The sequence below is a fragment of the Stenotrophomonas sp. LM091 genome (assembly GCF_001806305.1).
Taxonomy (GTDB): Bacteria; Pseudomonadota; Gammaproteobacteria; order Xanthomonadales; family Xanthomonadaceae; genus Stenotrophomonas; species Stenotrophomonas bentonitica_A.
Window position 1 is genome coordinate 3506457 of sequence record NZ_CP017483.1, and the last position, 13250, is coordinate 3519706.

Annotated in this window: 11 protein-coding genes; 8 read left to right on the forward strand and 3 right to left on the reverse strand. The window is 67.4% G+C overall.

Features of this window, described 5'->3' with window-relative positions; all coding sequences use genetic code 11:
• Positions 1 to 2: 2 nt before the first annotated feature.
• On the reverse strand, positions 3 to 527 hold the full coding sequence (locus BIZ42_RS15460) for a spore coat U domain-containing protein (RefSeq protein ID WP_026069973.1): 525 nt from the start codon (positions 525 to 527) through the stop codon (positions 3 to 5).
• A 273-nt stretch (positions 528 to 800) separates the two neighbouring features.
• Here BIZ42_RS15460 and map point away from each other — a divergent pair, with 273 nt between their 5' ends.
• The 6 genes from map to dapE are packed head-to-tail and all read left to right on the forward strand — an operon-like array spanning position 801 to position 7694.
• Positions 801 to 1574 carry a type I methionyl aminopeptidase gene (map, locus tag BIZ42_RS15465; protein WP_026069972.1) on the forward strand — a complete coding sequence of 258 codons (774 nt, stop codon included), beginning with the start codon at positions 801 to 803 and terminating at the stop codon, positions 1572 to 1574.
• 2 nt (positions 1575 to 1576) lie between these two features.
• Positions 1577 to 4216 (forward strand): [protein-PII] uridylyltransferase, encoded by a 2640-nt coding sequence (locus BIZ42_RS15470; protein WP_070426946.1) that lies wholly within the window; start codon positions 1577 to 1579, stop codon positions 4214 to 4216.
• On the forward strand, positions 4216 to 5295 hold the full coding sequence (dapD, locus tag BIZ42_RS15475) for a 2,3,4,5-tetrahydropyridine-2,6-dicarboxylate N-succinyltransferase (protein WP_070426947.1): 1080 nt from the start codon (positions 4216 to 4218) through the stop codon (positions 5293 to 5295). Before BIZ42_RS15470 ends, dapD begins: the two co-directional genes overlap by 1 nt.
• Complete coding sequence (locus BIZ42_RS15480; protein WP_070427565.1) at positions 5292 to 6164, forward strand: hypothetical protein; 873 nt, start codon at positions 5292 to 5294, stop codon at positions 6162 to 6164. The genes dapD and BIZ42_RS15480 overlap by 4 nt, the downstream gene beginning before the upstream one ends.
• A gap of 43 nt (positions 6165 to 6207) precedes the next feature.
• Positions 6208 to 6570 carry an arsenate reductase gene (locus BIZ42_RS15485; protein ID WP_019184384.1) on the forward strand — a complete coding sequence of 121 codons (363 nt, stop codon included), beginning with the start codon at positions 6208 to 6210 and terminating at the stop codon, positions 6568 to 6570.
• On the forward strand, positions 6567 to 7694 hold the full coding sequence (dapE, locus tag BIZ42_RS15490) for a succinyl-diaminopimelate desuccinylase (RefSeq protein ID WP_070426948.1): 1128 nt from the start codon (positions 6567 to 6569) through the stop codon (positions 7692 to 7694). The genes BIZ42_RS15485 and dapE overlap by 4 nt, the downstream gene beginning before the upstream one ends.
• A 200-nt stretch (positions 7695 to 7894) precedes the next feature.
• On the opposite strand, the gene BIZ42_RS15495 is transcribed toward dapE, so the two are convergent.
• Positions 7895 to 8578, reverse strand: coding sequence for a pentapeptide repeat-containing protein (locus BIZ42_RS15495; RefSeq protein ID WP_070426949.1), 684 nt, complete (start codon positions 8576 to 8578; stop codon positions 7895 to 7897).
• Between the two features lie 235 nt (positions 8579 to 8813).
• Positions 8814 to 9692, reverse strand: coding sequence for a tetratricopeptide repeat protein (locus BIZ42_RS15500; protein WP_070426950.1), 879 nt, complete (start codon positions 9690 to 9692; stop codon positions 8814 to 8816).
• A 368-nt stretch (positions 9693 to 10060) separates the two neighbouring features.
• Between BIZ42_RS15500 and asnB the strand changes: the two genes are divergently transcribed.
• Entirely contained in the window at positions 10061 to 11752 is a 1692-nt protein-coding gene (asnB, locus tag BIZ42_RS15505) for an asparagine synthase B (protein ID WP_019184380.1), read from the forward strand.
• Between the two features lie 88 nt (positions 11753 to 11840).
• Positions 11841 to 13220 carry a cation:proton antiporter gene (locus BIZ42_RS15510; protein WP_070426951.1) on the forward strand — a complete coding sequence of 460 codons (1380 nt, stop codon included), beginning with the start codon at positions 11841 to 11843 and terminating at the stop codon, positions 13218 to 13220.
• Positions 13221 to 13250: the final 30 nt, after the last annotated feature.

Consider the following 13250-nt stretch of genomic DNA (forward strand, 5'->3'; position numbering starts at 1 on the left):
CCTCAATAGGTGATGGTGGCGGTGATCGTGTCCTGATAGTTACCCGCAGCGGCGTTGTTGACGCTGGGGTTGGCGATCTGGCCGTAGACATTCAATGTCTGCGCCAGGCCAGTGCCGATGCCGGCCGTCGTATTGGTGCCGGTGGTCGCGCCCCACACATTGGTATGGGCGGCATCGCGATAGAGCTGGTAGCCGACGAAATTGTTCGCCGTCACGCTCGCATCGGTGTTCTTCATCCGGCGGGTGGTCACGTCATTGGCGGTTCCCGCGTTCGCACCGGCATTGAGGGCGACGGTGTACGGGGTCAATGCCGAGCACTGGGCGGTGATCGTGCCCTGGGCGTTGGACGGGGTGGTGGCCGTGGAGAGGGCCGAGCCGAAATCCACATCGGTGGCGGCCGCTGCGGTGATCGTGCAGGCCTTGGTGATGATGATCTTGACGTTGAAGGTCGTGGTATCGGCCGCCAGGGCGGGCGCAGCGAGGCTGGCAATGGCCAGGCTCAACAGGGCAGGACGGAGAAATCGCATGGGCATGCTCCTTGGACGCGGGTCCTTGCTGAACAACACGATGCTGCCGAACGGGTGGGGCGATGGAACGGTGTTGACCCGGTTATAGGTTTCGTCTTGTTGGGAGACCGTGAGATTTGACAGATTCAATGGCCGTTTTCGGCACAATCCCGCGTTCTGGGACGTGCATCGCAGTCATTCATGGACCTGACCGGCCCGGCCGCCCAAACCGCGGCTGTCAGCGTTCTACCCCATCCCGTTCAGATTGGCCCCGGATCGGCGATAATGGGCGCCATGAGCGTGAATCTGAAAACCCCCGAGGAAATCGAACTGATGCGCATCGCCGGCCGTCTGGCCAGCGAGGTGCTCGACATCGTCACCCCCCACGTCAAGCCGGGCGTGACGACCGAAGAGCTGGACCGCATCTGCCACGACCACATCATCAACGTGCAGAAAGCCACGCCGGCCAATGTCGGCTACCGCGGCTTCCCCAAGACGGTCTGCACGTCGGTCAACAACGTGATCTGCCACGGCATTCCCAGTGAAGCCAAGGTCCTCAAGGACGGCGACATCGTCAACATCGATGTCACCGTGATCAAGGATGGCTGGCACGGCGATACCAGCCGCATGTACTACGTGGGCACGCCGTCGGTCATGGCCAAGCGCCTGGTCGATGCGACCTACGAAGCCATGTGGCGCGGCATCCGCGCGGTCAAGCCGGGCGCGACGCTGGGCGATATCGGCCACGCGATCCAGAGCTATGCCGAATCCGAGCGTTTCAGCGTGGTGCGCGAGTACTGCGGCCATGGTATCGGCAAGGTCTACCACGACGAGCCGCAGGTGGTGCATTACGGTCGTCCGGGCCAGGGCCTGGTGCTGCAGCCGGGCATGACCTTCACCATCGAGCCGATGATCAACGAGGGCACCCGCTACAACAAGGTGCTGCCCGACGGCTGGACCGTGGTCACCAAGGACCGCAAGTTGTCGGCGCAGTGGGAGCACATGGTCGCGGTCACCGAGACCGGCGTCGACGTGCTGACCCTCTCGCCCGGCGAATCGCAGGTCTGAGCATGCTGCCGGCGAGCCCGATGCTGGACGCGCCGGCCGAATCCGTCGCCGACCCGGACTGGGCGGCGCTGGCGCGCCAGTCGCTGCAACAGACCGACGCACGGCTGTACCGCCGTTTCGACCAGGGCGACAACATCGAGCGCCTGCTCGCGTTGCGCGCCCGCGCGGCCGACCACCTGATCCGGTTGGCGTGGCATCGCTGCCTGCCGGCCGGGTCTGGACTGGCCTTGTTTGCCGTCGGTGGGTATGGGCGCGGTGAGTTGTTCCCGCGCTCGGATATCGACGTGTTGGTGCTGGGTACGCCGGAACAGCAGCGGCGGCACGAATCCGGGCTGGCGCGCTTTTTCGCGCTGCTGTGGGATTGCGGCCTGCCCGTGAGTCACGCGGTGCGTTCGCCGGCCGAGTGCACCCAGGCCAGCGCCGACCAGACCGTGCTGACCGCACTGATCGAATCGCGCCCGGTGGTTGCCGACGACAGCGCGCGCGCGGCCTTGAAGGCCGCGGTGAACGTGGACGGCCTGTGGCCGCCGCGCGAGTTTTTCCTCGCCAAGCGTGAAGAGCTGCTCGCCCGCCATCAGCGCTTTGGTGATACCGCCGACAACCTGGAACCGGACATCAAGGACGGCCCCGGCGGCCTGCGCGATCTCAATACCCTGGGCTGGATGGCGTTGCGTGCCTTCGGCGTGCGCGACCTGGAAGCACTGGTCGGCCTGGGCCACCTCGGCCCGGATGAAGCGGCCGCGCTCAAGCGCGAACGCTGCGCCCTGGCCCGGCTGCGCTTCGGTCTGCATCTGGTCGCCAACCGGCCCGAAGAGCGCCTGCGTTTCGATTACCAGAAGACACTGGCCGCCCGCCTGGGTTTCGAAGACGACATCGAAAGCCTGGCCGTGGAAAAAATGATGCAGGGCTTCTACCGCAGCGCCACCGTGGTGCGGCGGATCAGCGACCGCCTGCTGCAGCGCTTCGAGGAACAGTTCGATGGCGAGGCGGTGCCCGAGCCGGTCAGCGTGGGGTTCTCGCTGCGCCGTGGCTACCTGGCGGCCAACGATCCGGCTTGGCCCGAGGGCGACATCGAACAGGTGTTCGCGCTGTTCTCCAGCTGGGCCTACAACCCGGATGTGCGCGGCCTGCACTCGCTGACCGCCCGCGCGCTGGCCGAAGCGCTGCCGGACCTGGCCGCGTATACCGACGCCAGTCCGGCCGCACGCGAGCAGTTCCTGGCCCTGCTGCGCAGCCCGCGCGCGGTCGACACGCTGGCGCGGATGGCGCGCCTTGGCGTGCTCGGCCAGTGGATCCCCGCCTTCGCGCAGGTCTCCGGGCGCATGCAGTTCGATCTGTTCCACGTCTACACCGTGGACCAGCACACCCTGATGGTGCTGCGGAACATCGGCCTGTTCGCCAGCAGCCGCGCCGACGAGCGTTTCTCGATCGCGCATGAAGTCTGGCCGCGCCTGCGCAAACCGGAGCTGCTGCTGCTGGCCGGCCTGTTCCATGACATCGCCAAGGGCCGCGGCGGCGATCACTCCGAACTCGGTGCGGTGGATGCGCGCGAATTCTGCCAGGCGCTGGCGCTGAGCAGTTCCGATACGGAGCTGGTGGCCTGGCTGGTCGAGCAGCACCTGCGCATGTCGGTCACCGCGCAGAAGCAGGACATCTCCGATCCGGACGTGATCCACCGCTTCGCCACCCTGGTGGCCAGCCGCGACCGGCTCGATTACCTGTATCTGCTGACCTGCGCCGACATTGCCGGGACCAGCCCCAAGCTGTGGAATGCTTGGAAAGACCGCTTGCTGGCCGACCTGTATTTCGCGGCGCGGCGCGCGCTGCGCGACGGGCTGGAGAACCAGATGCCGGCCGCCGAGCGTGTTGCCGAAGCGCGCGAATCGGTGCGCCAGCTGGTGCGCGAGCGCGGCTACGACGACGCGACGATCGAGCGTCAGTTCACCGTGATGCCCGATGAGAGCTTCATCCGGCTGCGGCCCGAGCAGCTTGCCTGGCAGGCCGCCGCGCTGGTGCCGGTCAAGCAGGGCCAGACCCTGGTCAAGGTGCGCCGGATCACCCCGGACGACCACGCGCTGGAGGTGTTCGTACACTCGCCGGATCGCGATGGCCTGTTTGCCGCGATCGTGATGACGCTGGACCGCAAGGGCTACGGCATCCACCGCGCGCGTGTGCTGGACGGTCCGGTGGACACCATCTTCGATACGTTCGAAGTGACCCCGGCCGACAGCTTCGCCGATGGCGACGCGCTGCGCCTGGAGGCCGGCCTGCGTGAAGCGCTGTCCGGCGACCTGACCCGGCTGCGTCCGTCGCGGCGGGTCATTCCGCGCCAGCTGCGGCACTTCCGTTTCGCCCCGCGCATCGAGTTCCGCGATGTCACCGATGGCGAGACGACCAGCACCCGTTTCAGCCTGGTCGCGCCCGACCGCCCCGGCCTGCTGGCCGACGTGGCGTTCGTGCTGCGCAACCAGCGGCTGCGCGTGCATGATGCGCGCATCGCCACCTTCGGCGAACGCGCCGAAGACATGTTCGTGATCAGCGATGAGCATGATCACGCCCTCACCGAATCCGCCAGACAGCAGCTGCAAGACGCCATGCTCGCCTGCCTGGACCCTGATCGAAAAGCCGGAGACCCCCACTGATGGCCACCAAGCCTGCCAAGAAGACCGCCGCGAAGACCCCGGCGGCCAAGCCCCCTGCTGCCGCACCCGCGGTGAAGAAGACCACCGCCGCGGCAAAGAAGGCGGCGCCGGCAGTCAAGAAGGCCGCCGCGAAAAAGGCGCCGGCACGCAAGGTCGCCGCCACTTCGGCCGAGAGCGCGGCCAAGCGCAGCGCCAGCCGTGATGCCACCATTGCGCGCAAGTCGCTGCGCAAGCCGGCCACGCCGGGCGTGGAAGAACTCAAGTTCGGCATCGAAAGCGCCTTCGAGCGCCGCGCGACGCTGACCCTGCACGAGATCGAAGGCTCCACCAAGCCGCTGGTCGGCCGCGTCATCGACGGCCTGGAAACCGGCGAATTCCGCGTCGCCGAGCCCGATGGCCACGGTGGCTGGAAGGTCAACGAATGGTTGAAGAAGGCGGTGCTGCTGTACTTCCGCGTCAACGACATGGCCGTGGTCGACGCGCGTCCGGCGCCGTTCTGGGACAAGGTCGAATCGCGCTTTGCCGGCTTCGATGAAGCCAAATTCCGCCGCGCCGGCGTGCGCGTGGTGCCCGGCGCGATCGCGCGCCGCGGCAGCTACTTCGGCAAGGACGTGGTGCTGATGCCGAGCTTCACCAACATCGGCGCCTACGTGGGCGAGGGCACCATGGTCGACACCTGGGCCACGGTGGGTTCGTGCGCGCAGATCGGCAAGCACTGCCATCTGTCCGGCGGCGCCGGCATCGGCGGCGTGCTCGAGCCGCTGCAGGCCAGCCCGACCATCATCGAAGACCATTGCTTCATCGGTGCGCGTTCGGAAGTGGTGGAAGGCTTCGTGGTCGGCCACCACAGCGTGATCGGCATGGGCGTGTTCCTCGGCCAGAGCACCCGCGTCTACAACCGCGCCACCGGCGAAATCAGCTACGGCTCGGTGCCGCCGTACAGCGTGGTGGTGTCCGGCCAGCTGCCGTCCAAGGACGGCTCGCACTCGCTGTACTGCGCGGTGATCGTCAAGCAGGTCGATGCCAAGACCCGCAGCAAGACCAGCGTCAACGAGCTGCTGCGCGGCCTGGCCGACTGAGCACGCCGCAGCCCGCGCTGGCGCAGGCGGCGCGCTACCGGCACCCGTTCGCGGGGTGGCCGGGACGCGCGCTGCAGGGCCTGCTCGGCTGCTCGCACCTGACCGCCGCCCGGCGCGCGCTGACCCGCGTGCTGCCGGTACCGGCCTTGATCAGTGATGTGCGTGAGGTGGTGTACCTGAGCTGGTGGGTGGACGTGCGTCATGCACCGCCGCCCCCGCCGGGCCATCGCCTGTTCGTGCATGACGGGCGTACGCCCTATACGATCCTGACCTACCGTCACGGCCATTTCGGTCCGGCGCTGGCGGGGCCGTTGCGTCGCATTTTCCCTTCCCCTCTGCAGAGCAACTGGCGCTGGTATGTGGTGCCGGATCACGCGACCGGCATGTCAACCACGCCGCTTGTCGTCTTTGATCGCAATGTGATCGACAGCGTGATGCACGCGGCCGGTGCACGCCTGTGGAGCGACGCCATGCAACCGCATCTGGCCGGGCGTTTCGAGCATGCCGTGGATGCCGATGGCGGGCACACCGTGATCGAGCCGGGGCAGGGCAGCGCGCCCGCACTACAGGCGCAGGTGCGCCCGGCAACGGCCTTGGTGGCGGCGTGGGCGGCCGGGGCGTTCACCGATGCAGCGCAGGCCATGGCGTTCCTGGTCTGCCAGGAGGCCGCGTTCGCGGTCGCCGCGGATGGTCGGCTGGCCCTGACCCATATCGATCTGCCGATTGCCCTTTCGGACGTGCAGCCCCTGCAACTGGAGGGCCCGGTGTCCTGCCCGCACCTTGCCGCCATGGGCGTCGATCTGGCCGAGGCGTTCTGTTTCCGGGTGCCGCAGGTACCGTTCCGGGTCGTGTCCGAACGCCTGTTGTGACATCCTCACGACGTCCTTCCTGATCGATGCTGCACGCCGCGCCATGACCACCATTCTGTACGGATTGAAGAACTGCGACACCTGCAAGAAGGCCACCAAGTGGCTGGACCGATTCCAGGTGCCGTACACCTTCGTCGACTACCGCGACCACCCGCCGACGCCGGAGACCCTGATCGACTGGGCCGGTCAGGCCGGTGGCTTTCCTGCGCTGATCAATAGATCCTCCACCACGTGGCGGCAACTGCCGGAGAACCGCAAAGCGGCGGACTCCGAGGCCGAATGGAAGCTGCTGCTGCGCGAGTACCCGCAGCTGATCAAGCGCCCGGTGGTGGTTAGCGCCGATGGCGTGATGACCCAGGGTTTCTCGGACAACGGCTTCAAGCAGCGGTTCGGAGTGGGCGCGTGAACGACGTCGTTGCCTTGACCTGCGACCTGATCGCGCGCGCGTCGGTCACCCCCGAGGATGCCGGCTGCCAGGCACTGCTGGCTGGCCGTCTCGAGCGAGCGGGCTTCCACTGCGAACACCTGCGCCTGGGCGAGGTCGACAACCTGTGGGCCACACACGGGCAGGGCGCGCCGGTGCTGGTGCTGCTCGGGCATACCGATGTGGTGCCGACCGGCCCGGTCTCGGCCTGGACCAGCGATCCGTTCGATCCGCAGATCCGTGATGGCGTGCTGTACGGACGTGGCGCGGCCGATATGAAAGGCAGTGTGGCCGCCTTCGTGGTGGCCGCCGAGCAGTTCGTCGCCGCCCATCCGGACCATTCCGGCACCTTGGCCGTGCTGCTGACCAGTGACGAGGAAGGCGATGCCATCGACGGTGTGCGTCGCGTCGCCGATGTTTTCCGCGAGCGTGGCCAGACCATCGACTGGTGCATCACCGGTGAGCCCTCCTCCACGGCCGTGCTCGGCGATCTGTTGCGCGTCGGTCGGCGCGGCAGCCTCTCGGCAACGCTGACGGTGAAGGGCGTGCAGGGCCATGTCGCGTATCCCGACAAGGCGCGCAATCCGATCCATCTTGCCGCCGCCGCGCTCGCCGAACTGACCGCACGGCACTGGGATGACGGTTTCGAGAGCTTCCCGCCGACCAGTCTGCAGGTCTCCAACATCCATGCCGGGACCGGTGCCAACAACGTGATTCCCGGCGAGCTGCAGGTGCTGTTCAACCTGCGCTACAACCCGCACTGGAATGCGCCGGCGCTGGAGCAGGAGATCGCCGCGCTGCTGGACCGCCATGCGCTCGAGTACACGCTCAAGTGGCATCGCAGTGGCGAACCGTTCTACACCCCGGAAGGCACGCTGCGCCGCGTCGCGCGTGACGTGCTCGGCGAGTTTGCCGGGGCGCCGCCGGAAGAGAGCACCGGCGGTGGCACCTCCGATGCGCGCTTCATCGCGCCACTGGGTGCGCAGTGCATCGAAGTGGGGCCGGTCAATGCGAGCATCCACCAGGTCGACGAGAACGTGCGCGTCGCGGATCTGGAGGCGCTGCCGGCGTTGTACCAGCGCTTGATCGAGCGCCTGTTGGCCTGAGTCCCTGGGGCAGCGCTGCTGTCGGACCATCACGGTAGTGCCGGCCGCTGGCCGGCTCTCGCGAATGTCAGACGTGAAGGAGAGCCGGCCAGCGGCCGGCACTACCGGGTGTACGTGCTGCGCCGACCATCAGCCGGCCCCTACCGCGTCACTGACGAACGACCGCGCCATGTAGGAACCGATCGTTGGTCGGTTCGCCCTTACGCCACGATCAACCCGAACGACGCCAACGCGGCCGCCGCCTGGCGCTGCGAAATCACCGCCTTCTTGAACAGCTTGGCGTCCATCACGTTGAGCCCGCTGATGTCGGTGCCACGCAGGTCGGCACCTTCGAAGCGCGTCAACCGCGTCTGTGCATTGCGCAGGCTGCCGCCGTTGAACACCGCATCGCGGAAATCGCAGCCGGACAGCTCGGCCTCGGAAAAATCCATGCCCTCCAACTGCGCCTTGCGGAATGACATCCCGCGCAGGTCAGCGCTGACCAGCAGGCACTCGCGGAACTCCAGCGCCCAGCCGGTCACTTCCTGCAGATGCGCGCCGGTCAGCTTGCAGTCCTGGAACCGCACCGAGGACAGCGTCGCGCGTCGCCAATGACTGTTGTTGAGATCGCAGTGCGAGAAGCGTGCGTCGCTGAGCAGCGCCGAGCTGAAATCGCACTGGCTGCCGCGGCACTTCGTCCACTGGGTTTCTTCCAGCGAGGCGGCCAGCCAGGAGGCACCGGTGACCGAGCACTGGTGGAACTGGAACCCATCCATGTCCAGCCGCGAGAAGTCGCCGTGATCGAACGTGCAGTTCTCGAAGGCGGCCGCGCGCGGATGCGCGGCAATGATGGCCTGCATGCGCTCGCGGGTGAGGATTTCATCGCGGAAGGTGGCGGAGTTCATGCGGTCATTCTGGAGGATGGGGGGCGCAGGCGGCAGTCTTGAAGGCAGCGGCGGAGTGTGTACAGCGTCACCGGCGCGCATACGTGGTCCCCTCCGACGTAGAGCCGACCGTTGGTCGGCTGCCGTTGGCGCCGACACGTGGGGCGACACGTGCAGCCGACCAACGGTCGGCTCTACCCGGTTGGGGGGATACGTGCAGCCGACCAACGGTCGGCTCTACCGGGTGGTTATCCTGTCAGTCGAAGGTCCAGAACGGGGCTTTGATCCGGTCGCGCCAATACGTCTCCCCGGCCAGGTAGAACTTCTGCGCAGACGCCTTCGCGAACCAGCCGGCGGCTGCGTCCAGATCGCGCGTTACGCCGGCGCGGCCACGGCCCAGCAGCAGGCCGCTGAAATACTGCCCGTACACATTGCCCTGGTCGGCGGCCAGCCGGTACCAGCGCAGCGCTTCCACGCCATCGCGCGGCAGGCCCATGCCGAGTTCGTACATGGCGCCCAGATCCACCTGGGCGTCGGCTTCGCCGCGCTGCGCACGTCGCTGGATCTCGGCGACCAGCGGATGCACGGTGCCATCCGGCTGCGCTGCGATCGCCTGTGGCAGTCGCGAGGATTCGGACGGCATGTGATGGTAGATCGTTGCGCGCAGGTCCCAGCGCAGCGCGCTGGCCGCGTCACCGCGGTCGCGATGGAACTTGGCCAGCATCAGCATCGCCATCGGATTGCCGTGCTCCGCAGCGGCGCGATACCAGCGCTCTGCCTTGCGCGGTGAGGCGCGCAGGGCAGTGCCCTGGCGGATGTTCGGGCCGGTGCCATGCAGCAGCTCACCGTGGGTCCAGATCCTGCCCAGGGCCTCTTCGGCCTGCGGGTTGTGGAAGGTCCACGGGGTGACGGCTGCCGCACGCTCGTACCAGCCCACGGCACGCGGGTCGTTGAAGGTTTCAAAGGTCCTGGCTGCCTCCCAGGCACTGTCGAAGCTGCCATCGGCCGCCTTGGCCTCGACCGACTGCACGATGCTGGCAGGCGTCCGTGCAGGAGTGCTGCTGCAGGCAATCAGGGAAAGGGCCAGGGCGATGCCGCCCAGGCGTGTAGCGATGCGTCCAATGCGAGGGATCATGCCAGCCGGATGGTGCAGAAGGACCGTGATTATCGCGCGGCCCCGAAGCGCCGGGTTGTCCGCGGCGGCCGGTTTGGTTGCCATCGCAACAGTTGCGCCGCCGTCAAAACCCGGTTACGGTCGGTCCATGTCCTCGTTCCCGGCCACCGCTGTCAGCAATACCAACCGCAATAATCTGCGCGCGAATAATCGTGCGCGGCCGATGCGGGACTGCGACCAGGGCTAGTACAAGCAACACGCCCGGACCCCAGAAAACCCGCATCGACCGATGCGGGTTTTTTTGTGGCCCGGGTTTACCCCTTCCGGGCCTGGGTGGCCGGTCGAATGCCTGCAATACGTGTATTCCCCCATCATCAGGAGCTGTTCCCATGTGTTCGATCTTCGGTATTTTCGGCCTGCAGGCCGGCGACGACCTCACCGCATTGCGCCGCCATGCGCTGGACCTCTCGCAGCGCCAGCGCCATCGCGGCCCGGACTGGAGCGGGGTGTACGTCGATGACGGCGCCATCCTGGTCCACGAGCGCCTGGCCATCGTGGACCCGGCTGGCGGTTCGCAGCCGCTGCTCTCTGAAGACGGCGGCCTGGCGCTGGCGGTCAACGGCGAGATCTACAACCACCGCGAACTGAAGGCCGAGCTGGCCCAGCCCTATGCGTTCCAGACCGGCTCGGACTGCGAGGTGATCAACGCCCTGTACCGCGAAGACAGCCCGGCCTCGTTCCTGAACCGCCTCAACGGCATCTTCGCCTTCGCCTTGTGGGACCGGGCCGCACAGCGCGTGCTGATCGCCCGTGATCCGATCGGCGTGGTGCCGCTGTACTGGGGCCACGACAAGGATGGCCGGCTGGTGGTGGCCTCCGAACTGAAGTCGCTGGTGGACATCTGCGCCGATGCGGCGCAGTTCCCGCCGGGCCACTGGTACGACAGCGCCACCGACACCCTGACCCGTTACTACGAGCGCCCGTGGCGCGACTACGACGCGGTCGAAGGCGTCGAGGCCGACCGGGTCGAGCTGCGCGAGGCCTTCGAGCGCGCGGTACACCGCCAGCTGATGACCGATGTGCCCTATGGCGTGCTGCTCTCCGGCGGCCTGGATTCGTCGCTGGTGGCCGCGGTGGCCGCACGCTATGCCCGCCACCGCGTTGAGGATGGCGACCAGAGCGAAGCGTGGTGGCCGCGCCTGCATTCCTTCGCGATCGGCCTGAAGGGCTCACCCGACCTGGCCGCCGCGGCGATCGCGGCCGAAGCACTGGGCACCGTGCATCACGGCTTCGAGTACACCTTCGAAGAAGGCCTGGACGCACTGCCGGAAGTGATCCGCCACGTGGAAACCTATGACGTCACCACGATCCGCGCCTCCACCCCGATGTTCCTGCTGGCGCGGCGGATCAAGGCGATGGGAGTGAAGATGGTGCTGTCCGGCGAGGGCAGCGACGAGATCTTCGGTGGCTATCTGTACTTCCACAAAGCCCCCAACGCGCGTGAGTTCCATGAAGAACTGGTGCGCAAGCTGGATGCGCTCAACAACTACGACTGCCTGCGCGCCAACAAGTCGATGATGGCCTGGGGCGTGGAGCCGCGCGTGCCGTTCCTGGACCGCGAGTTCCTCGATGTGGCCATGCGCATCGATGCCAGGCACAAGATGGTCGGGCAGGGCCCCGCCGGTGCACGCCGGATCGAGAAGGCGGTGCTGCGCGAGGCCTTCGAAGGTTACCTGCCGGACTCGATCCTGTGGCGCCAGAAGGAACAGTTCAGCGATGGTGTCGGCTACGGCTGGATCGACGGACTCAAGGCGCATGCCGAAGCCCAGGTCAGTGACCGGGTGATGGCCGCGGCGGACAAGCGCTTCGTGCACAACCCGCCGCAGACCAAGGAAGCCTACTTCTACCGCCACGTGTTCGAGCAGTACTTCCCGACCCAGGCGGCGGCGGAAACGGTGCCGGGTGGCAAGTCGATCGCATGCTCCTCGCCGGCGGCCATTGCCTGGGATGCCAGCTTCGCGGCGATGGCCGATCCCTCCGGACGCGCCATCGCCGGCGTGCACGAGCAGGCGCTGGCCTGATCGAGGTGCCACGCCGCGGCGTCGATCGCGGTGGTGTGGCAGCGCGTGCAGCCCGTAGAATCGTCCCTTCAATCGATGGGGATCGATCATGGACTCTGACACCACCGGCATGCGCCGCAGCGGGCTGGCCTGGCGTTATCTGGGCTGGGTGGCGCTGCCCCTGTTGATCGGCCTGGGCCTGGCACGGTTTGCCGGTCCGGCCGTCTCGGCACGGGTGGCCCGTGCCGAGGCGTCGCTGGGCGCCGACTGGGCCGCGCACCTGCATGCGCCGCTCGGTCTGTTCCTGCTGCAGCTGCTGGTCCTGCTGCTGGTGGCCAAGGGTGCGGGGTGGCTGTTCCGCCGGCTGGGTCAACCCGGGGTGATCGGGGAAATGGCGGCCGGTCTGATGATGGGGCCGCTGGTGCTTGGAGCCGTGCTGCCCCAGGTGCATGGCGTGTTGTTCCCGGCCGCCTCCCTCGGCTCGCTCGGCCTGCTCAGCCAGCTTGGCGTGCTGATGTTCCTGCTGGTGGCGGGGGCGGAACTGGATCTGGGCGGATTGCGAGGGCGGCGTCGTTTCGCGTTCGTGGTCAGCCACGCCGGCATCGCCGTGCCCTTCGTGCTCGGCGTGCTGCTGGCGATCTGGCTGTATGGCGCGCACGCACCGCCCGGCGTGGGCTTCACCGGTTTCGCGCTGTTCGTCGGTATTTCATTGAGCATCACGGCCTTCCCGGTGCTGCTGCGCATCCTTGCCGACCGCGGCATGACCGGCACACCGCTGGGCCAGACCGCCATCGCCTGCGCCGCGCTCGGTGATGCCACCGCATGGTGCCTGCTGGCGCTGATCGTGGCCGCCGCGCAGTCGCAGGGCTGGGTGCCGGCCACGATCAACCTGGTCTGCGTGGTCGCCTTCGTCGCACTGATGCTGGGGGTGGTGCGGCCGTGGTTCTCGCGCCTGGTGATCGCACCGGGCCAGGAAGGACGCTGGCTGCTGATCATGTTGCTGATGGCGCTGGGCTGCGCGCTGGTCACCGAGATGCTGGGCATCCATGCGCTGTTCGGCGCGTTCGCGGCCGGCGTCGCGGTGTCCGGCAACGCGACGCTGCGGCACACCGTGGCCGAGCGCGTGGAGCCATTCGCCGTCACGCTGCTGCTGCCGTTGTTCTTCGCCATGACCGGCCTGCGCATGCGCGCCGACGCCCTGCAGGCCAGCGACCTGCTGCTGTGCCTGATCGTGATCGTGGTCGCCACGCTGGGCAAGCTGATCGGCACCTGGAGCGCAGCGCGCAGTGCCGGCATGGACAACCATGACGCGTGGAGACTGGGGGCGCTGATGAACACCCGTGGCCTGATGGAGCTGATCGTGCTCAACCTGGGCTACGAACTGGGCTTCCTGGGCGACCGCCTGTTCGCCGTGCTGGTGATCATGGCGCTGGTGACCACCGCCATGACCGGGCCGTTGTTGAACCTGATCGAGCGTTGCCGGCGCTGAGGCGGGCGGCATGCGGTGCCATCTCGCGTG

What these genes read in the sequence shown, in the direction of transcription:
- BIZ42_RS15495 (WP_070426949.1), bottom strand. Translation starts at nt 8,578, where the DNA reads ATGAACTCCGCCACCTTCCGCGATGAAATCCTCACCCGCGAGCGCATG.
- map (WP_026069972.1), top strand. Translation starts at nt 801, where the DNA reads ATGAGCGTGAATCTGAAAACCCCCGAGGAAATCGAACTGATGCGCATC.
- asnB (WP_019184380.1), top strand. Translation starts at nt 10,061, where the DNA reads ATGTGTTCGATCTTCGGTATTTTCGGCCTGCAGGCCGGCGACGACCTC.
- BIZ42_RS15470 (WP_070426946.1), top strand. Translation starts at nt 1,577, where the DNA reads ATGCTGCCGGCGAGCCCGATGCTGGACGCGCCGGCCGAATCCGTCGCC.
- BIZ42_RS15510 (WP_070426951.1), top strand. Translation starts at nt 11,841, where the DNA reads ATGGACTCTGACACCACCGGCATGCGCCGCAGCGGGCTGGCCTGGCGT.
- dapD (WP_070426947.1), top strand. Translation starts at nt 4,216, where the DNA reads ATGGCCACCAAGCCTGCCAAGAAGACCGCCGCGAAGACCCCGGCGGCC.
- BIZ42_RS15485 (WP_019184384.1), top strand. Translation starts at nt 6,208, where the DNA reads ATGACCACCATTCTGTACGGATTGAAGAACTGCGACACCTGCAAGAAG.
- BIZ42_RS15460 (WP_026069973.1), bottom strand. Translation starts at nt 527, where the DNA reads ATGCGATTTCTCCGTCCTGCCCTGTTGAGCCTGGCCATTGCCAGCCTC.
- BIZ42_RS15500 (WP_070426950.1), bottom strand. Translation starts at nt 9,692, where the DNA reads ATGATCCCTCGCATTGGACGCATCGCTACACGCCTGGGCGGCATCGCC.